This is a genomic window from Sphingobacterium sp. R2 (assembly GCF_040760075.1).
Taxonomy (GTDB): Bacteria; Bacteroidota; Bacteroidia; order Sphingobacteriales; family Sphingobacteriaceae; genus Sphingobacterium.
On the sequence record NZ_CP142884.1, the window covers coordinates 638,532 to 663,663 of the forward strand.

Annotated in this window: 15 protein-coding genes; 1 reads left to right on the forward strand and 14 read right to left on the reverse strand. The window is 44.3% G+C overall.

Annotation, left to right across the window (positions count from 1 at the left end):
• Positions 1–6: 6 nt before the first annotated feature.
• The 11 genes from VXM68_RS02770 to VXM68_RS02820 form a co-directional block, all read right to left on the reverse strand.
• Positions 7–2,043, reverse strand: coding sequence for a glycoside hydrolase family 127 protein (locus VXM68_RS02770; RefSeq protein WP_367210385.1), 2,037 nt, complete (start codon positions 2,041–2,043; stop codon positions 7–9).
• Complete coding sequence (locus VXM68_RS02775) at positions 2,033–5,434, reverse strand: glycosyl hydrolase (RefSeq protein ID WP_367210386.1); 3,402 nt, start codon at positions 5,432–5,434, stop codon at positions 2,033–2,035. The genes VXM68_RS02770 and VXM68_RS02775 overlap by 11 nt, the downstream gene beginning before the upstream one ends.
• A gap of 152 nt (positions 5,435–5,586) precedes the next feature.
• The gene (locus tag VXM68_RS02780; protein WP_367210387.1) at positions 5,587–8,907 is read right to left on the reverse strand and encodes a glycoside hydrolase family 2 TIM barrel-domain containing protein; all 3,321 of its coding nucleotides are present in this window, start codon (positions 8,905–8,907) and stop codon (positions 5,587–5,589) included.
• Positions 8,885–11,101, reverse strand: coding sequence for a trehalase family glycosidase (locus VXM68_RS02785; protein ID WP_367210388.1), 2,217 nt, complete (start codon positions 11,099–11,101; stop codon positions 8,885–8,887). Before VXM68_RS02785 ends, VXM68_RS02780 begins: the two co-directional genes overlap by 23 nt.
• Positions 11,102–11,104: 3 nt before the next feature.
• Entirely contained in the window at positions 11,105–12,400 is a 1,296-nt protein-coding gene (fucP, locus tag VXM68_RS02790) for an L-fucose:H+ symporter permease (protein ID WP_367210389.1), read from the reverse strand.
• An 11-nt stretch (positions 12,401–12,411) separates the two neighbouring features.
• Positions 12,412–12,864 carry a MaoC family dehydratase gene (locus VXM68_RS02795; RefSeq protein WP_367210390.1) on the reverse strand — a complete coding sequence of 151 codons (453 nt, stop codon included), beginning with the start codon at positions 12,862–12,864 and terminating at the stop codon, positions 12,412–12,414.
• A 36-nt stretch (positions 12,865–12,900) separates the two neighbouring features.
• Complete coding sequence (locus tag VXM68_RS02800) at positions 12,901–13,980, reverse strand: Gfo/Idh/MocA family protein (protein WP_367210391.1); 1,080 nt, start codon at positions 13,978–13,980, stop codon at positions 12,901–12,903.
• Positions 13,968–15,194: an extracellular solute-binding protein gene (locus VXM68_RS02805; RefSeq protein WP_367210392.1), complete on the reverse strand. Its 1,227-nt coding sequence runs from the start codon at positions 15,192–15,194 to the stop codon at positions 13,968–13,970. Before VXM68_RS02805 ends, VXM68_RS02800 begins: the two co-directional genes overlap by 13 nt.
• Positions 15,187–16,329 carry a CaiB/BaiF CoA-transferase family protein gene (locus VXM68_RS02810; protein WP_209578216.1) on the reverse strand — a complete coding sequence of 381 codons (1,143 nt, stop codon included), beginning with the start codon at positions 16,327–16,329 and terminating at the stop codon, positions 15,187–15,189. Before VXM68_RS02810 ends, VXM68_RS02805 begins: the two co-directional genes overlap by 8 nt.
• Position 16,330: 1 nt before the next feature.
• Positions 16,331–17,482: a CaiB/BaiF CoA transferase family protein gene (locus tag VXM68_RS02815; RefSeq protein WP_367210393.1), complete on the reverse strand. Its 1,152-nt coding sequence runs from the start codon at positions 17,480–17,482 to the stop codon at positions 16,331–16,333.
• The gene (locus VXM68_RS02820; protein WP_367210394.1) at positions 17,475–18,638 is read right to left on the reverse strand and encodes an ABC transporter substrate-binding protein; all 1,164 of its coding nucleotides are present in this window, start codon (positions 18,636–18,638) and stop codon (positions 17,475–17,477) included. The genes VXM68_RS02815 and VXM68_RS02820 overlap by 8 nt, the downstream gene beginning before the upstream one ends.
• Before the next feature lie 381 nt (positions 18,639–19,019).
• Here VXM68_RS02820 and VXM68_RS02825 point away from each other — a divergent pair, with 381 nt between their 5' ends.
• Positions 19,020–19,796 carry an IclR family transcriptional regulator gene (locus tag VXM68_RS02825; protein WP_367210395.1) on the forward strand — a complete coding sequence of 259 codons (777 nt, stop codon included), beginning with the start codon at positions 19,020–19,022 and terminating at the stop codon, positions 19,794–19,796.
• A gap of 5 nt (positions 19,797–19,801) precedes the next feature.
• Here the strand turns inward: VXM68_RS02825 and VXM68_RS02830 are convergent, their stop codons facing one another.
• The 3 genes from VXM68_RS02830 to VXM68_RS02840 are packed head-to-tail and all read right to left on the reverse strand — an operon-like array spanning position 19,802 to position 24,985.
• Positions 19,802–21,382: a sodium/solute symporter gene (locus VXM68_RS02830; protein ID WP_367210396.1), complete on the reverse strand. Its 1,581-nt coding sequence runs from the start codon at positions 21,380–21,382 to the stop codon at positions 19,802–19,804.
• Positions 21,379–22,473 (reverse strand): Gfo/Idh/MocA family protein, encoded by a 1,095-nt coding sequence (locus tag VXM68_RS02835; protein ID WP_367210397.1) that lies wholly within the window; start codon positions 22,471–22,473, stop codon positions 21,379–21,381. Before VXM68_RS02835 ends, VXM68_RS02830 begins: the two co-directional genes overlap by 4 nt.
• Position 22,474: 1 nt before the next feature.
• Entirely contained in the window at positions 22,475–24,985 is a 2,511-nt protein-coding gene (locus tag VXM68_RS02840; protein ID WP_367210398.1) for an L-rhamnose mutarotase, read from the reverse strand.
• Positions 24,986–25,132 lie beyond the last annotated feature (147 nt).

Sequence of the window (25,132 nt, forward strand, 5' to 3'; positions counted from 1 at the left end):
ATCGCTTTAAAAAACTGGCATCCAAACGCTCATGTCTCCAAATGTACGGTTTCCCCAAGCAAAATAGGGCACTAAACGTACCGCAACAGTCTCCGGCTTTCCATCAAATGCTTTCCGGTACAGTGAATTCCATTTCGTGCTGTTTTTCCGATAGGCATTTCCCTCCAACAGAACAATATCTTGGCCCAGTATATTTTCATGTCTTGGCGCGAACTGTTCGCCTTGTTTCATTTTTAGATCAAAGATATTGATGTCCGCAGCCACATCCTGCTTTTCCAGACAATACACAATTGGTCCACGCATGACCGCAACCTGATTGCGGGTTTCCTCGACCAATGGATTTGATTCCATCAAAGAAACATCCATGGGTAACCTAATTTCAATGCGGTCCCCCTTTTTCAACGGTCCGGCTAAAAGGGCATAGCCTTTCTCGATCGGTGCGTCTACTTTATTCTTGTTTTTCCATATTTCTGCCTTTCCAGCCCAACCCGGTATCCGTAGTTTCAAAGTATGATCGGAAGGAAACTCTTTTAAGGTGAAGGTGGCAGTTCCTTCCCATGGGTACCTGGATTCTTGTACAATGCTGATATGTTTGCCTTGGTATGTTGTATTCAATTCATTTCCGCCATACAGGTTTACCGCAACAGCATCTGTGGATAGTCCGTAAGCATAGTTGGCTACTTCTGCAATCGTACGAACGATATTGGGTGGACAGCAATTAGATAATGAGATATAAGGAACCCGCTTTTTCGACCAGCGCTGCTGGAATGGAAGATCGGATGAATAACTCAATGGATTGGTATACAAAAATTTGTCGCCATCTAAACTAATCCCTGATAGTACGCTATTATAGAGCGCCAGTTCCAATATGTCGATGTATTTTGCATCGCCCGTGAAATTAGCCATGCGCCAATTCCACAACATATTGCCAATATTTGCACAGCTCTCATTATGCGCAGTTAAGTTTGGCAATTGATAATCCCGCCCAAATGCCTGATGGATTTTCTGTACCTCACTGGGATTATAGGAAGTTCCGTCAGGTGAGGTACCATCATACAGCGATCCCAGACCACCAGTAATGTACATTTTATGCTTAGTGACATCAGCCCAAATTTCAAAAAGGCGGTTGCTCAATGTGGTATCTGCAATCTCGGCGCATAAGTCGGCAACTCCTGCATAGAGGTAGCTTGCCCGCACGGCATGTCCGGTGGCTTTATGCTGCTTGCGGAATGGGATACGGTCCTGATTGTCGTCAGTACCATCCTCAATCTCACCTTTAATATCGATCAAGTGCTTGGCAAGTTCTAGGTATTTTTGGTCTTTGGTCGTCCGATATAGTTCTACAGTACCCATATAATGAGATGGACAGATCGCGTTTCGGGCCAAGGTCGGATTGGATTTTTTATAAAATCCATACAGGTAGTCGGCGGCTTTGATTGCGATATCCAACAGCTCACGTTGTCCGGTCGCCCGATAATGTATACATCCTGCTGTCATCAAATGCCCGATATTATAGGATTCAAAGCTCAGCCGATCTTGAAACTCAATATTTTGTCCCGATCGCTGCTGGTCAATTGTCGCCTTGGTATAAATATAGCCATCTGCACGTTGCGCTTTGCGGATAACGGGAATAACTTCATCCAGCATGTGAAGCAGCTTTTTATCTTTTGTCTGTGCATAGATTGCGCAGACAGCTTCCAATGTTTTGTAAAAATCGCCGTCATGAAAGGATGGCCCTGTATGTTCTCCTTTCTCCAAGCCTGCCGCAATTTCGAAATTCCGATAGGCGTGACTGATCGAAGCATCTGTATAAACGTGCCAGAGTTGTGGCACCATCTGCTCATAGCATGACTTTGTACGATCGGCCCAAAAACCTTTGGTCCATTGCACATCCCCCATATCGACCGCCTGTTGGACGGCATAAGGGCTTGCGCCAGTATTTGTAATAGACTTCTCCTGGGCCTGGACCTGCCAGGCCGTCGCGAAGAAGAGACCCAGGATCAATAGTTTGCGCTTCGTTTTCATGATTTCTTTATTTTGCATCTAGCCATAGTAATTCAACTTTCCCCTGCAAGCCCGAAGGCAGCAAGCCTTTCAGAAACTTGTCCGATGCCGTCGTTTTTATTTTCTTTTCTGCAGCGGGGTTTTCTTTTTCGTACAGCAAGCGATTGCCCCAGGTGTTGTACACTTTCACCCTGACTTTATTATCTCCTTGCCGGATAAAATCAGTCACATCGATCTGATAAGGTTTGGTCCAGACGACACCAGCAGACTGTTCATTGACAAAAATTTCAGCCATGGATTCGATCGCTGAAAACTCCAAATAAGCACGCTGTTTTTTACCAATTTCATGAACATGCAACGTTGTCTCATAGCTTCCGGAGCCAGCATGGTACCTAGTTTCATTGTCTGTACTGCTTGTCCAAAACTGAGGTTCCTGCTGTTTAAGCGTTCGTTTGTTGTGCAGCCCATCAGCCGTGAATGACCACGGTTCTGTCAAGGCTGTTTTCCCGGATAACTGATAGGTTGGTACATCAATCTTTTTATCAGTGGTTAACACAAAGCCGGATTGATAGGCTTCAAATGACAAGTCAAAAACTGTCCTATCCTTGATCACTTTAAACGGTAGCACCGCCAGTTTGTCGCTTACCGGATCGTAACGGTATGCATATCGGTTATTTGTCCGTAAAGACAAAGTCGCTCTTTGCCTTAGGCTGTCCTGATTGGCCACAAAAAACAAATGGCCGCCATCGAAACGGCGATGGTTCCAAGAAATATGCGGATTGTCCCCTTCGTTGATCAGCACATCAGGAACAATATTTAATGGACTAAAATCCTTGGATTCATAGTGTCCAACAAGCACCCGCCCTTTTCCGAGTTGTTTAACCTGTAATGTTGTATTTGTGAATGGCTCGAGATTGCTGAATAATTCTTTAAGCAAACTGCGATATTGTTGTGCTTTTTCATCCGTCAATTTGCCCCGCCAGGTCTGTGGTATATCTTGAAAAAGCACCGTAGCCCCTTGATTGACAAGACTCCTGATGCGTTCTAAGGTACGAAGGGAATACTGGCTACCATTCGGATTTAATGCTGTTTCTCCAGGCATCACAAGTAAAGAGTAAGCAATATGGTCCGCAAAAATCACCTTACCGTCTAGCACCCTAGTCTGGTTCCATAGTGCATCGGGATTGAAGGAATCGTAGGCATAGCCGCGTAGTGGATCAACCCAATCTTCGGGCCTATACATATTGGCTCCTGTAGTCACCCCCGCAACTTTCTGCATCGGTAAGCCGACATTGGCCAACAGAGAATCTGTCCGATGGACACGGCCTTCACCGATAATACCAGGCAGCACATTGACCAAAGCACTTGGAAGCAGGGATCTTCTGGGAATCTCTTCACCAATAAACACAGCTACATCACGTACGGGGACCCCGTGTTGTAAGAGTTGTTGTGTCCGGATGGCATAATTCACCCATTCTTTACCGGGTTTCCACCAGGTTTGATCGCGCTGAAAATAGGTTCCGATACCATCCATGGTCATACCTGGTTTGCGGTCTACCCAAGGATTGTGGACATATACATGGTAAACTAGATTATTGATTCCCAAGGCGTAATTTCTATCCTGAAGACTTTTCAGGAGTCGTGGATGTTCGTCCCATTGAGCCCGAATCTGGGTAAAGGCTTCGGACATCGTCACCTGTTTGCCATAAATATGGCTTCCAGAAATGGCATCCAGGATATCAGCAGGTTTATCGTGCGAAGGACTTCTGAGCCAAAACTCACCCATTGGACGATCGGTTGAAGCAAAATGGGCCAGCCCATCACCGACCATCACGGGAGCCGTGGCTTCGGCTGTAAATTCGACTCCGTATTCATCCGCTTTCTGACGTAATGTCGCATAACCATTCTCCTGCAACAGCTCACTGATGGTCTGTCTGTAATCTTGCAAAAAGGCTTCGGAATCTTCTACACTGTTGACAAAACAACCTGTCAAAACAGGGAGATAGTCGGTCAAGTCATAACCCCGGCGTTTCAAAAACTCGTTCGGAAAACTTCGGGTCCAGTTTTGACTACCACATTCCCAAGAATCAATATGAAATACTGTGAGGACTTCTTTAGATAATTGCGGATCCACCTGTTTTTTAGCTGCCCCGAACCACTGGTCAAATTGAAAAGCGACAGTAGCCGCGTCTAATTTATCACATTCCAGACCTTTTCCTGCACCAGCAGTTTCGTTTTTATGTCCTGTGGAGGTATGTCCCACCCGTAATATTTTCCACCTTCCTGCAGGTAATGTCAGGTCGACACGACCTGCTTGGTCGGGACTGGGCAACCGGATAAGCTGTTGCTGTCCGACGATAGCGTCTTTGGCTACGGTGCTTGGTTCAGAGTTTTTTCCTACACGCCAGATTTCTCCCGTCTTTCCTTCGATCTGATTGACCTGCGCTTCTTCAAACAGACTGATGCCGTTTAATTTTAGCGAAGGTTTCCATTTACCGGAATCGAGGTCTTCGGCTCCAGGCTCACTGCCCACGGGATCGTAGACAAAACGGAAATATTTTGCTCTGGTATAGGGAATCAGGTGTGTGACGCCATTGTCCCAGTCCAACCAACCCATTCTTGGGGATTCTAATTGTGTAATCTTCCGAAAATTTAGGCCATCATCGCTAGCCCAAACTTGCAAACGATTTGCTTGGTAGTTGGATGCTGTCCATTCAATTTTCAATGAATTGCAAGGGAAGGGCCGCTCAAAAGCATATTGGATCCATCCTGGCGCAGCTGCTGCAAAATTTTGTTTGTTGCCTCTTTCAGCCAGTCGTTTTAGATCTTCGCCATAGCTGTTGGATACGTGAACCTTCTCCGTAAAGCTTTTTCGCGGCGAATGTGTCAGTGGCAGTGCAAATAAGGCAATATCTTCGTAATAGCCTTGTTGGGCTTGTGGTTGTGGCAATTGAACATTGCGCATCCGCTCGCCCTTGCTATCGATTACGGTATCGGCATGCACGACTTTCTGCATCGACTTCTCTAGACTGATCCACGGTCCGCCTGCGGTTGCAAATCCATCATTCGGCAATAAAGCTATTTTTACCCCATATTTTTTTGCTTCGTCGACGATATATTTGAACATATCCCACCATTCGGGTGTCAAAGACTCTGTTGGCGGATTGAAAAGCGGCGGATCAGTTTTCCCCTTAATAGGGGCCAAATATGCTCCTTTTATGTTGTTATCCGCCATCGCTTTTAAATCTGCTGCAATACCTTCCTTGGAGTAACTGGCATGCATAAAGTACCAAAATACCCATGGTTTTGCCTGTTCAAACGAATGTTGATCCAAAGGAACTAATGCCGTTGGAATACCTTTAATCTGTGCATTGCCGCTCAAACAGCCAAAAAGAAGACTTGTCCCTAATAGCAACTTAATCCTCGTCATATCTTATCTTGTTCTTTAAAGCTATCCAAAAGGTTGGACAGCCTATTTCTTTCACTTTTAAATTTATCTCCCTTATTGCGTCATTTCAACTAGTCGACACCTACAGGGTTTAACTTTACTTACTGGATATCTTCCTACTAATCTTCATTTATTTAATTGTATTGCACAAAATCCTTGACCGATTGTTTCAAATTTGTCGGAATCAGATAAAAGGAATAGCTGTAGTTTTTTGCCGGAATTTGATATTTTTCCAACGGTTGCGACACATCTGTCCAGGTATCATTTCCGCCAACACCCATCTGTTTTAAATCGACATTTAAAGTGATCTTATCTTCTTTTTTCAATTTAAACCAGTGTTTTGCTTCGACGATTGCTTTTTGTGAATAAGACCATGCACTCATATACAGCGGCTGCTCGCCGACAACCAAAAGACCTGCATTTTTATTTTGAAGGTGCATCCAACGCACGTCCATCCGATTTCCGTTTTCCTGTGGATAAAGGTAATGCTCCATGAATTGATCGATGTTCATGTGATAGACACCAAGGTCAAAACCATAAGCACGATCAGGATAATTCTCCATCGGCCCTAAGCCATAGTATTGGATGTCTTCAAATGTCGGATTGATACCCATTTGGAGCCCAACTTTTGGGATATTAGGTAATCCAGCCTTCACCTGCAACTGGTAGTTTACTGACACAATACCTGGATTTTTCACCGTATAGATCACTTTTACCTGTGCAGAATCAGCTGCAAGGGCATACAGTGTCTGTATTTCATACCCTTGATCTTTTTCCTGCGCGTTTACCGACACTACTTTTGGTGTGCCATACCAGTATTTTAGTTTTTTCTCCGGTTTCCAGCCCCGGCGGTCATTGTCCGTAGCCGGCCGCGTAAAGTTTGGGCGAATGGCATCTTTGATTATTTCCTGTCCCTTGTAATTAAACGCAGTCAAACTTCCGGTTAATTTGTCAAAGCTGACCTGAAATGTCTTGCCTGCGATATAATACTTATCGGTAGTTTCTGTCTTAATCAGCTTACCTCCTTTATCAGGTAAAGGTCGGATGACATTGGATTGTTCCTGCAAGCGTACTTGGGATGAAGAGACCACAAATCCAACTGGTCCCCATGCTGTCGCTTCCCGTAAACGAAATTGAATATCGAGCTGATATTCCTGATCTGCGGCACGCTTGAAAGGTAAATATTTGGCAAAGCTTACCTGTGCAGAATCGCCTGCGGCCAGATTCATGGCCGATATCGGCACTTCTTTTACTAGCAGCCCATTTCTGCGGAATAATAAGACAGCATCATAATGATTTAGGTTGAGCACCGCTGATCTATTTTTGACTTGTACCGTGGCCTTTTCTGGATCAACCAAAGTGACCTCTGCAGGCTGATAGATGCGCTTATTTTCGTACATCGCCGCTTTTGGACGTCCCCAAGCGTCGGTAATGCCATTCAGGCTAAAAGCGCCATTATGCACCTTTTCACCAAAATCGCCACCATAAGCCAGCACTTTACCATAAACGGAATCTTTGCGAATCAAGGCCTGATCCTTATAGTCCCAGATAAAACCACCGATCAAACGGGGATGGGCACGAAAGATATCCCAGAAATCACGAATGTTACCGGTCGAATTGCCCATGGAATGGGTATATTCAACAAAGAGAATAGGCCGATTATCACCATTATTTTGATTTAGTAAGAGCGCGGGGGTGAAAATGCCCGGATAAAACCGCGACACGATATCGACATAATATTGATCCTTTACATTTTGAATCCGATGCGCGTGATCGTTGGATTTTGGATAACGAGAATCTGAAGGGTCAATATAGCCCGGCAACTGATGGCTCCCCATAGCTGGTTCGTAATGTACAGGACGTGTGATGTCGAAATCATGGATCCAGGCAGCCATAGACGCCGTGTTCGGACCTCTTCCAGATTCATTCCCTAGCGACCAAATAATAATGCAGGGATGGTTCTTGTCACGTTCTACCATCCGCGTAACCCGTTCGTTGAGCGCCGCCAGCCAGGCCGGATCGTTCATCAGCTTTCCACCTAGACCATGTGTTTCCATATTGGCTTCATCCATCACCATAATACCATAGCGGTCACAGAGTTCATAGATATAAGGGTCATTGGGGTAATGTGAGGTCCGAATCGCATTAAAATTAAATTGCTTGATCTGACGAATGTCGGCTTCCATATCTTCCCGTGTCAATGCCTTTCCACGTTCGGGATGGTGATCATGACGGTTGACACCGTATAGATAGGTGGTTTTGCCATTGATCAAAAGTTTACTGTCTTTTGGAGAAAAAGCGATATTCCGAAACCCGACTTGACAAGTCTTCGCTTCCAGCAAGCGATTTTTCTTATCGTAAAGGGTCAGTACCAAACGGTAGAGATGAGGTTCTTCCGGCGACCATTTCTTTGGATTTTTGATCGTCGTTTCCAATAAGCCAAACTTCACGTTGTCCAACCTCGGATAGATTTCATCAAAGATGGCTGAAGCATCTTTTTCTAATGGTTTGTCGAGAATAGGTTTATTCTTGCTATCATACAGCTGTGCTTTTAGCGTAAAACCGTTGATGCTGTCGCCTGAAAAATTATCAACTTTTGGACGAAGCGAGAATTTGGCATCTTGATAATCAGCATCTAAAGTGGCCTGCCAATGAAAATCAGCGATGCGAACTTTCGGTTCAGCCATGAAAAATACCTCACGGTGAATACCGCTCATACGCCAATGATCCTGATCTTCCAGGTAGGAAGCATCGCTCCAACGCAGGACTTGGACAGAAATACGATTTTTACCTTTTTTAAGGTAAGGTGTCGCATTGAACTCGGATGGTAAACAGGAATCTTCCGCATAGCCTACGTAGTTGTCATTAATCCACAACTGATAAGCTGAAATAACCCCGCCGAAATGTAAGGTGATATTCATTCCATCCCAGGATTCGGGCAATTCGAATGTTTTTTGATAAGACCCGACACCATTGTACTCTTTGGGAATGCGCGGCGGATCAATTGGACTAAATGGATAGACAGCCGAACGGTAAATGGGGATATCATAACCTTTCATTTCCCAATTGGAAGGGACCTGTATTTTGTCCCAGCCTTTGACTTCGGATACATGAAAATTTTGCGGTGCATCGGCCGGTTTAAAGGCAAATTTAAAATCCCATTCGCCATTTAAAAAGAGCATTCGTTTATTGCTTGCCCGGTCATTCTTCAAAGCTTCTTCCACTGTCGCATAGGAATAGCCCGTGGCACGTGAGGGATCCCGATTGATCGATGTAATCATCGGATTTTCCCATGGTGCAGCGATTTGTCCATTCGGCACTGGCGGGATAACCGCAGGTTTTCCATCAACCGTTTGTGCCTGTACCGAAATTACTGACAATGACAACAACAGGGCAACACCCAGCTTGGATACGACTATTTTTTTATATAACCTAGTTTTTGTAATCAACTTCATATGCTATTCCTTTTTCCAAGACGAGCTCATAGTCGTACCCTGAAATATGTTTTACTTGGCCTTGTTTTACACGTGGAACTGTTTTGCTTTGCAACTTGAGCTTTCCTGTTCCAATAGGCGATTTAATCTTGATTTTATTTTTTGACACGTAAAGTTCGATCTCACCCAGAGGTGTTGGTATTTTTCCCTCCATCCACGCTAAGGATGCCAAATAGGGCTTGATTTCGTACTGCGAATAACCCGCAGCCGTTGGTTGTACACCAAGATAATACTTGCCCAGCAAATAGATCGGGCTTGCTCCCCACGAATGACAAAGGCTCTTACCAAAATCTCTTCCATACATCGCATAGTGCTCGGCTCCTTTTTTCGCTGGATTAAATTCTTCCCAGAAGGTCGTCGCACCCAGTTTTAGCATACCGCCCCAATAGTCTTTCATCTCTTTCATCACATAGTCCTTTTCACCAAGTTCACACAAAGCTTCAAGTTCATAGTAGCGCATATAAGGTGTGGTAATCTGTTGCACTTGATGATTTAACAATACATTAGCCTTCACGCCTGCCTGTTGCTGTTCATTCAGATAATTAAAGAAAATCGCAAACATATTGCTGTAGCGTGTAACATTATCGGTTTGCTTACCATCAATACGGCTATGTGCAAAGGCCTTTTTCTGATCATTCCAATAATAGGCAAATAACTTATCTTTGAGTTGTTGAGCTTCTTGTTGATAGTGCCGGTTGTCTGTCGGTTCACCAACCAAATCGGCACACATCGCCATGGTTTCGAGACTACGGCAAAGCAATAATTGTTCAAAGCTAACTTCACCTTGCTTGCTGAGACCTTCGGCCCAGTCAATAAATACCCAATCGCCAGCTAAACCTTTCATCAAACCATCACTATTTCTTCTATCCAGACAAAACTGCATCAGACTTTTCATTCGTGGATAGATGCCCGCTATAAATTCCTTATCACCGGTATAGCGGTAATAATCGGCAATACTCAAAAACCAATAGAAGGTATAGTCCATGATGGTGTTGATGTGGCTGATCGTCGGTTCTTTACCCCGTAAGGCTAAAATCGTTCTTTTGACGGACTCGGAATCAAAACCCAAATAGTAATTCATCGCATAAGATTGGTAGGCATCACCGCTCCATATCCAGCGATCGCGTTTGATACCGTCAATGAAAAACTCACGTGTGGTTAGCTCCATGGTATATTTGGCAACATCCCATATCTTGTTTAATTCATTGTCTGAACTGCGAAAGAATCCGCGATCTGCAACAGGTAAGTATTCGTACTGCATGGATACCTGGTCGAATTTCACCGTTCCTTCAGGTTCCAGGTAGACAAAACGGAAGGCTTTGGAAAGGTCGAGTGTACTGTCCTGTGGTTGTTGGTTGTGTACCTCAAGTAAATCGATGGTCTCGCTGGTTTTAGTTGAAAGTGCTTCTTCACGGGATTCGCCATAATAGATGTTCAGGCGACCTGTCCCCACCAGCTTATGCAGGGTAAGAAAACCAAATGTATTTTTTCCGAAATCAACCAAGAGACCTTTACCTTGCTTTTCTTGCGAATGCGCTTGCTTTGGCTTAACAGGCAATTTAAATGCGGATGGGCGAACTGTTGGTTCATCAAAGTTCCATTTACCAGCCTTCACATAGGTTGTTCCAGATTGATCAGATGCTTTACCTGTCTCATCAATCCATTCCTTATCTTCATACGTTACGTTCCAGTCACTATCCGTCGTTACGGTGTTTCCAGCTACATACAGCGCCGGCACGTTCCCCTGGTTATAGACTTTGACGTTGATCTTTTGCTTTCCTTTTTGGAGCTTCACCTTATCGGGTGTCCCATGAAGCATTTTTCCATTGATCTTCACGTTATACTTACCTTCGGCATAAATACGGATTTCCTCCGCTGCCGGCAAGTCAAATTCTTTACTGAATTCGACCAGCACATAGTGACTGTCCATCTTCCAGAAAGGCGGGAAAAATGTACCTCTTTCGGTGCGGCGATTTTGCATATCGTTGCTCAGCCAGACCTCATAATCCCCCGGATACCAGATCCAGGTGCTCTTATGTTGCGCGAATGATATCGTTGTGGTGATAAGACATGCTATCATTAAAATAATTTTATTCATATGCAATGATGTATTTTTGTAGGTGCCCCGGGGAGCTTCCAATTTATTTTTGTGCATGACCTATGTTTTTGCAGGTTTATATCCATTGAGCGCGAACCACAGTATGACAAGGTAGCAGGTTAAAGGGACACTGTATCCAATCTGTGTATTGTCATGGGCGGCATCAATAAGCATTCCTGTCAGGAATGGAAATACTGCGCCACCGACAATGGACATGATCAACCAGGAAGAGGCTTGTTTCGTCTCGTTCCCCAGCCCCGCAATACCCAGGGAAAAAATTGTTGGAAACATGATTGACATAAAGAAGCCAAGTCCGCCCAACGCATATAAGATCACCATTCCCATCCCCGAAATGGCAACAGCTGCCAATACTGCGCAGCAAACAGCATAAATTGCCAATAAACGCTGGGCTGTCGTATAACGCAATAATAGGGTACCGACAAAACGTCCGCCCATAAAGAGCAAACCATATACACCTAGGAAATACCCCGCGGTCTTCTCATCGACACCGGCTCCCTGCTGTGCCATACGGATAAAAAAACTGGTCACACAAACCTGCGCTCCAACATAGAAAAACTGCGCGATTACAGAAAAACTCAAGTGCTTATGTCTAAGGACAGTAAATAAGCCAGTCTTTTTCTCTTTATCTCCTTCAGCCTCCTCATCTTGAATTTCAGGCAGTTTTATAAACAAAAAGATGAGCGCTACAACAACTAGGATTAATCCTAATATCAAATAAGGCATTTTTACTGCGGATGCCTCATGGAGCAGGTATGCTAAGCGACTGCTCGCAGTCATAGCCGCCAGTTCATTTTCTGAATAGCTCGTACCCGACAAAATAAAGGTCGTACCTACCACTGGAGCCACCACTGCTGCCAACCCATTAAAAGAGGCCGCCAAATTAAGGCGGTGGGTTGCCGCTTCGGGCTTACCCAAAACTGCTGCGTAAGGATTCGCCGCCGTTTCCAGTAAGGCTAGTCCACAGCCAATAATAAATAAAGCCAGTAAGAACAGTTCATACATCCGGTAATCTGCCGCAGGGATAAATAAAAATGCGCCAACGGAAAAAGTAAGCAGCCCTATAATAATAGACAGCTTATACCCCCACTTGCGTAATATATAACCTGCCGGCAGAGCCATAATAAAGTAAGCGAAGAATATTGATGTATCTACCAGTGCTGACTGGCTATTATCCAACTGACAGGCTTTTTTCAAATGCGGAATCAGAATACCATTTAAATTATGAGCCATACCCCATAAAAAAAACAGACTGACAATCAGAACGAAAGCAAGCAGGTAGTGCTTATTAGACAATGTCTCGGTTGATTTGATCGATGATTTTGTACCAATTTCCATGTCCCTATCGGTTAAGTTGAAGCTTCCTTGCGTTTTGCTAGCAGGATATGGTCTGCGACCAACACCACCACACCATGTTGATTGATAATCTCCACATGTTCAACTACTGTACCGAATTCCGGATTTTTCGCAGCGGATTTTTCCGAAATAGTCACTTCAGCACGAATGGTATCGCCAATAAATACAGGCTTAACAAAACGCAATCGGTCGTAACCTTTGGAAAACGCTTCCGGATTAATAACTGAGGCCGTCAGTCCGATACCAATCGCAAAGATCATTGTTCCGTGCGCGATGCGCTGTCCAAAAGGTTGGGTCTTGCACCATTCCGCATCGAGATGATGTGGAAAAAAGTCGCCTGTATGTCCAGCATGAACAACAAAATCTGTTTCGGTGATCGTGCGGCCCAATGTTGTCCGTTTATCGTTTAATATATAATCTTCAAAAAAAATAGATTCAAAATGCATAATTTAATTTAATGTTGGTTTTAAGGCTTTGTTTCTTTACCCCTTTGCTATTGGTTGCCCTCCTTGGGCACTGCTTTGATAAGCAGCCTCCACGACGGCCATGGTATGGATGACATCTTCAACTGCGGCTGGTAATACCGCTATTTCACCCAGTTTGAAACGCATCAAGCTGCCCATGCTGCCGATGAAAGCATCGGGAAACCAAGTTCCCTCGATCGGGTAGGTCACCCATTCCGGTTGGCTGCCATCTGTTGGCTTTATACAATATTCAAACACATCAGATACCCCATGCGGATAATCCATCAGCAAACCCATTGTCGCTTTGATAGCCCCCTTGGTACCTTCCCATTTGATGTAACTTTCTTCGTTGTGCGGTCCAAATTCATGGTCGTGATTGGTATTAACCACCGCGTGCATAGTATCCCCATAATCAAATAACAAGGTTGTCCGGCTCGAAGATAGCTCTTTGGCTGGATGCTTCAAGGTCTTGGCATAAACCGATGCCGGTGTACCCAAAAAAGACCGGATCAGGTCTATATAATGCACGCTATGGTACAGTATTTCCAAACGCGGATGCACCATCACGTGTGGAAAAAGCTGCCAAGGGGTATGCACGGCTACGCGCACCTCCATATCATAGAGTTCGCCGATATAGCCTTGCTCGATCAACCAACGTGCGGCGTTTACAAATGGTGCCTGCCGAAGCTGACAGTTGATTGCAGCTACCAAGCGTTTACGTTGACAGACTTCCAATATCGCTTGACTATCGGTATAATAATCGCCCATAGGCTTCTGAATCAATACAGCCGCACCATTGGGTAAGGCCTCCAAAGTCTCGATAAATTTATTCGGCATAATGGTTACATCATAAACCGCGTTTTCAGGAGCCTGTGCAACAGCATCTTCCACCGTATCGTAAACATATGGAATGCCAAATTCTACTGCCAACGCTTCTGCTTTCGCCCTTGTACGATTGACAATACCATGCACATGAAAGCCGGCCTTACGATAAGCAGGGAGATGTGCATCTTTCACTATACCGCCTGCGCCTATTATAATAATGGGCAAAGACGTTTGGGGTAATAGGGTTTTATATTGAATGTCTATCCTATCCATGTATTTAGTTTTTTCTGTGCTTTAGTCAATAATGAAAGACTACTTTCCTCGGAATTAATCGCTGCTATGACGGTCTCATCAATGATATGTGCAATCTGCGGCCAGTTGGCCAAGCGCGGTAATGTACGTGCAGTATCGTGCAATTCAGCCAATTTATTATAAAAGGGTATCATCTGATTGATTTCGGAATCATACCAGGTGGAGTAACGACAGCCTACTCCTCCTTCGACAGTAAGCAGCTTATCTTGTTGGCGTCCGACTGCAAAACGTATAAAGTCATAAGCCAACTGCTTATGACGGCTACCTTCTGGGATTGCATACAACCAATACACATTTAATGAAGGAGACATTCCCCCTTCTGCTGAAGGAATGGCTGCTACATCTACCTTACCTTGCACTGCCGACGCCGCATCAATTTGTGCCCAGGATGCAAATCCAAACCAATTGACCATCATGGCTACTTCTCCCCGCGCAAAGGCGGCACCGGCCTGCACGGATTCATAATTGGCCGATTCGGGGTGCAATCCCCTACTCTCTTTAAATAACCCTCTATAAAAATCCAATGCTTCTACAGCCAATGGCTGATCCAGCTTAACAGGTATCTCTCCTTGCTGCAAATCGCCTCCACGGGACCAAAGTTGAATACAGAAATCGAATACCGCATTGTGTCCATCCGGATAACCGGCGAACACGGTTCCGTACAGGTTATCTTCCGGACGGGTAAAAAATGTGGCAACGGTTAAAAAATCAGTCCAGGTTGTTGGAACAGCCAAAGGCTTTCCGTAAAGCGCGTGAAAACGGCTCTGCTCCTGTGAATCATCGAACAGATCTTTCCGAAAGACCAAGCATTCGGGACCATCATGAAAAGGTAAACCAAACACTTGTCCATCAAAACGTTGTAAAGCCTGTAAACTTTCGGGCCATGCACACTCCGCTTCTTCGGGTGGATATTGATCGAGCATAAGATCGAGATTAGCTAAACCTTTCGTATCGTAAGCACGTGCGATCCAATCGGTATTGATATGGACAATATCCCAATCACCATTATGAAGGCCTTGGTTTTCAAAGAAGGCTGCTGTCAATTCTTCTAAATCTAATGGAACAAACTCTAACTCCATATCCGATGGATATAGCTCCTGATAAGCCACCCAACATTTCTCCAGGGCGCGCTCAAAGGGGTCGAATTTCCGGACAGCAAAACGTAACTTATCCATACAGTTCCTCCAGTATTTTAGCGGTGTGCTCACCTAATTTGGGCGAACCTTTTGTCGCAGTCAAACGCTCGCCATCGATACGAATCGGACAACGGGTGGTCTCATAATGGAAGCCGTCGCCCATCGTTACTTCCTGTAGCATGTCTAGCACTTTAAAAGCATCGTGCTCGGTCAAACGGCGCCAATCCAATACATCGGCACACCAGATGTCTGCTGCTTCCAGTATTGCCAACCAATGCGCCGTCGATGCTGTTGCCAAGTGTTCCGTTAATATCGCTTTAATGGTATCTCTTTCGCGGAAAGCCTGTTCACCGTCCGCGAAGCCTTCCAGCGCTGTGCAATCTAATAATTTGGTAAGAAAAGGAATTGAGCCCATAGCAAGTGCCAGAAAACCATCTTGGGTACGATAAACGCCATATGGCGCGGCCAAATATGCATGTGCATTGCTCACCTCGCTACGTTGGGGTAACAATTTACCATCACGAAAATAGGTTGTGACAGCCTCAAATTGTATATCTACAGCAGAATCCAACATGCTAACATGTACGTGTGCTCCCATCTGGTGTATCGCACGACGATACAGGCAAGCCAAGACGGCACTACATAGATTCGAGCCGGCAAACATGTCCACAATGGAAAGTCCCATGGCCACTGGACCATTATTTGCGTCGCCGCTCAACCAGGTCATCCCGGTAAGCGATTGCAAGAGTAAATCTTGTCCAGGTCGTTTCACCCAAGGTCCTTCTTTTCCATACCCTGAAATTTCTCCATAGATCACCGTCGGATTGATCTCTCGGACACTTGCATAGTCAAAGCCCAAACGTTCCATGACACCTGGACGAAAATTGTGCAGCACCACATCTGCCCGCGCGATTAAATCACGTATGATCTGTTTGTGGGATTCACTTTTTAAGTCCAACACCAGACTTTCTTTATTCCGATTAATGGCATGAAACACCGTTGAAGTACCATTGAGTATGGTATCCGAGGTATATAATTGCCTACAAATATCACCCGTCTCTGGTTTTTCTATTTTTATAACCCGCGCGCCTAAATCGGCTAGCCGTAAACTTGCTAATGGGCCGGATAAAAATTGACTAAAGTCGACTACGGTATAACCTGCTAATGGTAACATATTAATTTTCTAAATAATCGTGAACAATTGATGCAGTATGCTGACCCACTTTTGGTGCAGGTTTATCCGCATATAAACGCTTTCCATCAATCTGGTAAACACTACGGGTGGTGGTTAGTGCGGTACCGTCTTGTAAACTGACTTCTTGCAACATCCCTGTCTCCTTAAAACCTTGCTCCTCAAAAAAACGATGGTAATCGTTGACTGCACCACACCAGATCCCTTCCGATTCCAAACGGGATACCCATTCGCTAGTGGTCTTCTGGCACAATACCGTAGCAAAGGTCTCCAATATTTCATCACGTCGCGAAAACCAGGTTGAAGCATCTTGATAAGGCTCACTAGACAGACCTATTGTTTCTGCAATATGTCCCACGTTGCCCATAGCCAAAGCAAGATAACCATCTAGTGTCTTATAAAGTCCATAGGGTGCACTTAAATAAGCATGGCCTGCTCCTCGAACAGCCGAGCGCTGTGGCAACTTACGTCCATCATTGACATGTGTGGTCAGCATTTCAAACTGCATATCCAACACAGATTCAAGCAAACTGACTTCAACAAGAGTGCCCTGTTTGGTACGGGCACGTTTCAACAATGCCGCCAATATACCTTGTGTCAGATGTGTCGCGCAATACATATCGACCACAGCCAATCCAAAAGGTACTGGTCCATCCTGCACACAGCCTGATAACCAAGAAAGTCCCGACAGCGACTGCACCAGCAAATCCTGACCCGGTTTTTTGGACCATGGCCCTTCATTACCGTAGCCCGTTACTGTGGCATAGATCATCTTTGGATTGATTTTCCGTACGCTCTCATAATCCAAACCGATCTTTTCCATCACCCCCGGACGGAAGTTATGTGTCATTACATCCGCCTGACGGATTAATTTCTTAATATTTTCCAGATCATTTTCGTCTTTCAAATTGGCCGCATACGATTCTTTATTTCTATTAATGGTATGAAACACCAGGCTGCTCTCATCTACAAAAATATTTTTAATCGCAATCTGTCGTCCGCCTTCTCCGGCGCCAGGACGCTCGATTTTGACAACTCGGGCACCGAGATCAGCCAAACGCAGGCCAGCGGTTGGCCCGGCCATAAATTGTGAAAACTCGAGAACTAAAAGTCCTTCCAGTGGTTTATTATCCATTGTCTTCTTTGTCCACTAATGATTCCCGATACATCTTGTTCATCTTTTCTAATACGGCAACTTCATCCCCGCCCTGTCTGAGATAGTCAACTACAATATCACCGGCGTGATCCTGAAAATACAGATGACCATCATAACGCGGGCGCAGATAGGCACGCTCCAATGTAGGCAGGGTATTTTTAAAATAGTCGGCCGTATAGGCGTTGACTTGCTCATCTTCCCAAGCACCTAAATGTCCCGGCTGACCACCATTTTCGACATATAATGTTGCCTGAATTTCTGGTGACGCAACAAATTGGGCGTAATCCATACCCACAGCAATATGTTTGCTCTGAGAGGATACTGCTAATCCCGCACCACCCAGAGTGCTAATCATTGGCGTACCGTTTAACGACACTAAATCATGAAAATGCAATACTTTACGGGCATAACCAGTTCGCGCATAATTGGAATAACCATACGCAAATGGACAATAGGCAATTTCATCCCGCTGCGTCATTTCTTCGAACACTTTGAATGGATTTTTCTCATAAAATCCAGCATCCAATTCATCCGCAAGTGATTTGAATAATTTTAAGACCTGTACCCCGATGGCTTCGCTGATTACTTTTTCGTCGTTTTGGCAAGGTTCTTCACCCAAAGAACAACAAAGACCATAAAAGTGCATCAAAGAATCAATCGGCAACAGTGAAAATCCAACCCGTCCTGCTTTAGCTAAGGCCGAGACTTCTTCAAAGGTACGCGGGAGCGGCACACCTAGCGAACGTAAAATATCTGGGCGACTTGCAGCCACTGGTGTCGCCGCATCTGTAGCCAAGGCCCATTGCTTGCCTAGAAAGTTGTAGCTTTCATAAGACTTCCCAACACTATTCGCCTGTTGACCGGCCAAAAACTCCGTAGACAGATAATCATCAAATGGAGCCAGCATCCCCTTAGCAGCGGCATGTCCCGTCCACGGATGATCGATCACCAACAGGTCATATTCCTTGGCTAAATCCGTTACCGACTTATCAGCGAATTCCTGCAAAGTACGTTTTGTCCAAACAATCTCTACTTCCGGATGTAATTCTTCATAACGTTGTGCCGTTGCAACCATTGGCACAAAACCTCGCGAATGCCCCCAGGTAATCCCCTTTAACCGGATTTTCTCTGTCATTGTATTTACGTATTATTTTATGTAATCTTGTTGAGATCCTTATCAACCATTTGATTACCAAACATCAAGTTATTCTAATGTCCAAAAACAGTAAAACATAACATTGTAGTTGTAGCTATTTTTATCCTGTTCTTCTTGATTATCCAGGCAAGATAATATAGCATAAGCAGCGCAATATTGTAATCTAATGTTGGTATTAAATATGTTTATAATCTTTTTCCCTTCCAATGCTTTTTCGCAATGAAAAAAGCGGTTTATAATATTCAAATATAAATACAATATTTGAATATAAAAATTTAACTTGTTTTTTTGAATCGCTAAAAACGCCTCCTCAAATACTTTTTTTATCTTTATCCCAATCATTTGTTAGCAAAATATTTTATGACATTAAATAGCTCCGATAAATATAAAGCGCCAGCACTCGAAAAGGGATTGCAAATCCTGGAATTTCTGGCCTTGCAACCAACGGCGCAATCACAATCCGAGATCGCCCTTGGCTTAAATCGAAGTCCCAATGAGATCTATCGGATGCTTGCATCGCTGGAGTCCAATGGCTATATTCATCGTGATCAGATTTCATCCAAATATTCGCTTTCCCTGAAGTTATACTATCTATCGCATCGCCACTCTTTTGTAGAGAAATTACGGGCCACCTCATTATTGCCAATGCAAGAGAGCTCCAATGAAATTAAGGATCCATGTCATCTCTGCGTGATCTACGATAACCAAGTCATGGTAATTGCCTACGCAAAAGGATCGTCCCCCATCAGCATCGTAGTTGAAGAGGGCAAGCTGTACAATACTTCACAAACGGCTTCTGGCAAGCTTCTTTTAAGTTTTTCCGATGCTGAAAAAAGAAAATCCATTTTAGCAGCTGATCCCTATTATAAAAGCTTAAAGAAAACAGAGCGTCACCAGTTTGACAGCGATTTGGAAGATATTAGAATGAAAGGATTTTATGAGATGCCCAGTGCTTACGCAGAGGGCATTATCGATATTTCCGTCCCTATAGGAACCAACGAAACAGGTATCATCGCCTGCCTCACTGTTTCAAAACTCATCCGACGTCAAACTGAGCATACTGTATCCACGGAGGACATTGTAACAAGCCTAGAAAAATGCCGATCACAAATTGAATCCAATCTCGGATTAAGGTGAAAAAGTCATTTCAACACCGTGTACAACAATAGCATTGCGACAAATAAAATTGTCCAAGCGATCTTAACCCGGTTACTTGGCTTGCCCATCTTGATATCGACCATATGCTGATGTGCTAATTCGTAAGCTGATTTTGGAAGGAGCAGCGATACACCAATTCCAATAAGCAGCAATAGAACAAACAAACTGAATGAAAGCATCAAGTAATGCGGCCAAAAAGTATAGACATCTTTAGGAAATATCCAAAGATAACATATTCCTGTACCCAAACTTAATAGCGCTCCTAAGGTTAAAATGGTATTAATAGCTGCTCGATTAGTCCGTTTCCATAACACAGCCATCAGGAAAGCGACCGCTAAAGGGGGCGCGATAAATCCAAGGATAGATTGGAACACATCAAAAAGATTAAGTCCTTTAATTTGATCGATCGCCAGTGTGACGAAAACCGAAGTTAAACAGCCCATAATCACCGTATATCGCCCTACCTGGGTGATTTGCTGATTGTTTGCTTTTGGTCGAATATGCTTGAGATAAATGTCCATGGTGAACACCGTACTCAAGGAATTAAGCGACGAACCAATGGTGCCCACCAATACAGCAATTAATACCACGATTACCAATCCATTCAGGCCTGTAGGAAACAGGTTAGTCACCATCGTCATATAAGCAAGTGATGGGTCTTTAAGTCCCGGAAATAAAACCGAACAGATGATACCGGTGAGGATAAACAACGGCAAAGAAAGTATCTTGAGCCAAGCGATAAAGTTAATTCCTAGTTGCCCCTGTTCGAGGTTCTTGGCTCCCAAAACTGATTGTACCATGGCTTGATCCGTACAGAAAAAAGCGATCGCTGCCACTGGATATCCTAAGGCGATGGCATACCAGGGGTAATCTGGATCACTCGCAGGTCTGATCAATGACCAATAGCTAGTCGGAGTCTGCTGTGCCAAAGCACTTAACCCTCCGATTTTGGACAATCCCAGAAAAGTTAAAAAGGCCGACACGGCGATCAGCAAGATCATCTGAAAGATATTGATTTTAGCAACTGTCTTTAATCCACCCGTATACGCAAACAGACCAGCTAGGGAAACTAAAACAGTAACCGATTGCCACATTGGAATACCTAAAATCTGCCGTACTAAAAATCCGCCAGCAAATAGTCCCAACGACAACCATGAAATAAGCATTTTTACCAATGAATACCAAGCCAGAATAGTCTGCGTATTTGGACCAAACCGCTTGCCCATAAACTCGGGTAAGGTACGTACTCCAGTAGCAATATAGCGGGGTGCGAACACCACCGCTAACAAAAATAAATAGATAAAAGCATACCAATCAAAATTGACTGCAACTATACCTGTTGTATAACCTACTGTAGCGAATGCGAGCAGCATAGATGGCCCAACATTGGTCGCCCACATATTGAAGCCAATACTGTACCAGCTTAAGGATTTGCCGGCTAGGAAGTGTTCTGCCCCTTCTACCTTTTTACGAGATGACAAGAGGCCGATTGTCAGTAATACTAACAAATAGGCTACGACGATGCAATAGTCGTAAATGGTTAACTTGTCTAAGATACTGTTCATCTTCCTAAGCTCAAGTCGACACCATATCTTTCCAGCAGTTCCTTTGGACGGACAGGCTTTCCTGTTGTCAATGATTCATCCATAGCTTGCAATAAAGCCATTGTCCCAATACCTTCTTTCATATCTGGATAGGCTTCCTCTCCAGTACGTATGGCTTTTGCAAAATGCTCTAGGTAATTTTGATACTCACCAGCGTGATGGCTTTTTCCTTCAAAACGGAAATAGTGTTTTAGTTTATGCTCCCAAGTCAACATGCGCTCTTCACCGGTTTTATCGGTAATCGCATAACGAAGGTCCATATAGTCAGCCTGGCTCGCCCCTTCTGTCCCTCTTAGAATACAGCTCATTTCGCTATCTCGTGTGACAGGCTGCACCGGCCCCGTATACGCCCCGCTCACACGGGCGACCCGGCCATCTTCGGCTTTAAAAATAAAATGCATCGTATCAACATTTTGAAGCCCACCTTTTTTCCCATTAGCACTCAACATGCCATAGCCCATCACCTCTTCAATATTGGGGAGGTACCAGCGGATGAAATCAACTGGATGGCTCAATCCTCCATAAAGCCATTTGAAGGAAGACTGTAAAGACCAAGGCTTCTCCAGAAACCAGCGGTGATCAGCATGATAATAGCCTTCGATGGTAATCAACTCACCAATCAGTCCGGCTTCAAAATCTTCTCTTTGCTTTTTCACCGGTTCAAAAAAACGGGAGCTCTGCCCAACAAATACACGCTTATTTTTCTGAGCTGCGAGTTCCAATAAACCATTGGCATCGGCCAGATTATCAATAAATGGCTTGGTGCAGATCACGTGTTTATCGTGCGCTAGCGCCAATCGGATATGCTGTGCGTGAAGATGATCCGGGGTATAAATTGCAATAGCTTCAATGCTTTTATCATTAAGCATTACTTGATAATCATTGGTATAATCATGAAAGTCAAATTCTTTCATGCGTTTGCGCCCTAGGTCTTCGTTCAGGTCGCAGACTTTGACCAAATCGATATATGGACTTTGTAGTGCCGCAGACATCGTGCTACGTCCTTCACCAAGTCCTAATATTCCTAATTTTAACTGTTGTATCTGTTCCATTTTATTGTTTATAAAAAATCCATGTTTCATTCACGCCCGTTCCGGGAATACCTTCCTGATAGGTCCCCATAAGTTTGTTCCATTCCATAACCCGTGGATTGTCCTTGGTCGTTAGCTGATCGATTGTTTGAAAATCCTGTCCTTTTGGAAAAGAAATATATAACATGAGCTGACGTCCATTGCGGTAGACCAATACCTCGTCAAAGCCTGCTCTGCAGAACCCTGCTGCAACTTCGGGCCATTCGTTAGATTGATTTTTATGGGCCTCAAAATAAGCCTCCTGTTTCGATTTATCGTCCACCAGTTGTGCGGTAAGTAATACAAAATCGATGTCTTTCACGTTCTCGGTTCCACAGTTGCTCCGATCGAACGTATAAAATAGATCATTGAACAACTTAGAAGAAATTGCCGGGTAATTGGCTACCCAAGCACTAGATATTTTCTTACCGATTTCATCGTCTGTCATCAGCAAGATATAATCCTTCCAGCGATATACCTGGCTGCTATCGGCTCCTTGTTTAGCAAAAAAATCTTTGATTTCAGTCAGTTTAAGCTGCTTTTTTACATCATGAATCTGAAAAAACACAGGTTTGGTAAAAGGAACATAGGTATTGAAAGATGCATTTTTAGGAATTGATCGTTTTTCGGACAATAAATAGGTATAACGCGGACTGATGCCTGCTTCTTCTTTCACCCTTGCACCTGCCTCGGGGCCGTTATTTATCCACTCAACACTTGGTCCATTCGCATTTCGCAATATTTTATTGGATGGGAACCAGTTGTTACTCACATTCATATAGGCAGAACCCTCATCGGTATAGAGATAAAACCAATGCTCAGGAATATGCGCATAAGGTGACACATAGATGCTATCGATATAATTTTCCTGAATTTTTGTTCCGGGTTGTGCCGATAAAGTGTAAATACCAGCTACATCATACATGTATTTACCATAACGTGTGATCTTATTTTTTAAAACACGATTATTTCGCATGGCATTGACTGTAGGTGTCCAGCCCCAGCCCAAGCTAATTCCTGTGTACGGAAGATCCAGCAATTCATTGTTCGTAATAGCTACATTGCGGACAAATCCAGCGCCAATCCCCACCGTTCCCCAATCCTCATTTCCAATATCTTGGATTAGATTGTTACTGACGACAACACCATCGGTCAAGATACGCTCGTTGTTGGGCTGAAAAGGCAAATGTGCTTCCACTTGTTCGTCCGAAAACTGACCGAGTAATATTCCAGATCCGCCGATATCCTGAAATAGATTTCCATTTAAACTATCTTTTAAATTGCCGGCCCGGTAGTCTATTCCTGTCGCGGCCAAATGAGCAAAACGGCACGCAGAAATTTTGGTAAATGCGGTATGACGGAGTAGGACCGCAGCTTGCGGCCGACCCAACCAAGCCTGATTTTCCAGCCCAGCTTTATCAACAGTCCCCGGCTTAGCTAATTTATACGCATCCAAAAAATACATACCTGCCTGTAAAGCAACATGACCGTAATAATGAGGTCTTAACCAGGCACTATGCTGAAATTTCAACCCTTCGATATACACATGGCTAACAGGCGTCTCTAATGTACCTTGCATTGTCAGAATTGTCTGCAGGTAAGGAGCAACAACATCTAACTGGTCTAAATTTTCATCAGGCCTTTTGTAATAATATACTTTATGATTTTCTTCATCCAAAAACCATTCTCCCGGCTCATCCAAAAATTCAAGGGCATTGACCAGACGAAATGCCGAATTGCCATATTCCTTAGACAACCAAGGCTTAGGCCAAGGGTGTTCATTCTGTAATTTACCTTCCGGTTCATGAAAAAATAGTGTGGTACTATCTTTTGTGACTACCGCCTCACGAACCCGGAGCTGCGCTATTGCCCACCACTGATGGATAAAAAACTCCATTCCAGCTTTATAGACAAACTTTTTAGGGAATACATTAGGAATAATAGCAGCCTGCTGCTTAAAGTCCCAATTAATAATCCGTGGCAAGTGGGCATCATCATGGCTTTCCGCACGAATCGCCTTACGTGAGCCAACCCACAATTGGCGGAAAGGGAAATACTTTCCTCCGGCCTGAGGGGCATCTGCCACCACGATATGCTTAGCTATAGCAGGATCCAGTCTCTTTTCACCTTTTACTGGCTGCCAGCCCTCAATAGAAATTCCACCCGAAAATATGGCTTCGTCGCCTAGCGCTTTTATCCAGGTCGGACTTTCGGCTGTTCCGCTGTCTTCAGGACGTATAAAAATAGTCTGAGTAGGCACATACTGTCCATCCTGAATCCAGATTGTGATTCCATGCTGCATGCGCGGATCTTTTAATCGTCGCCATTCCCGAGCCTCACGCAGGGCATCCTCCAAACATGAAAATGGAGCTCCCGGGCTGCCATCCCGTTGTGCCTTGTTGCTTTGTTTACCCACATGGATTTCACCTGTCTGCGCCGACAGACTACCGAGCGAAAAAAAAATAAAAAACCATATGAGAATTGTCTGCTTCATCTGTAAATAATTTAAATATGATACTATTCGGTTTCAGCCGTACTTATAGACTCAGAACAATGGCTATCAATAGCCACTGTTCTAAAGAAATTCACCGAGGTTGCTAATAGCATCCATCTCTCCCTGCGGAATAGGCCGAAGGGCATA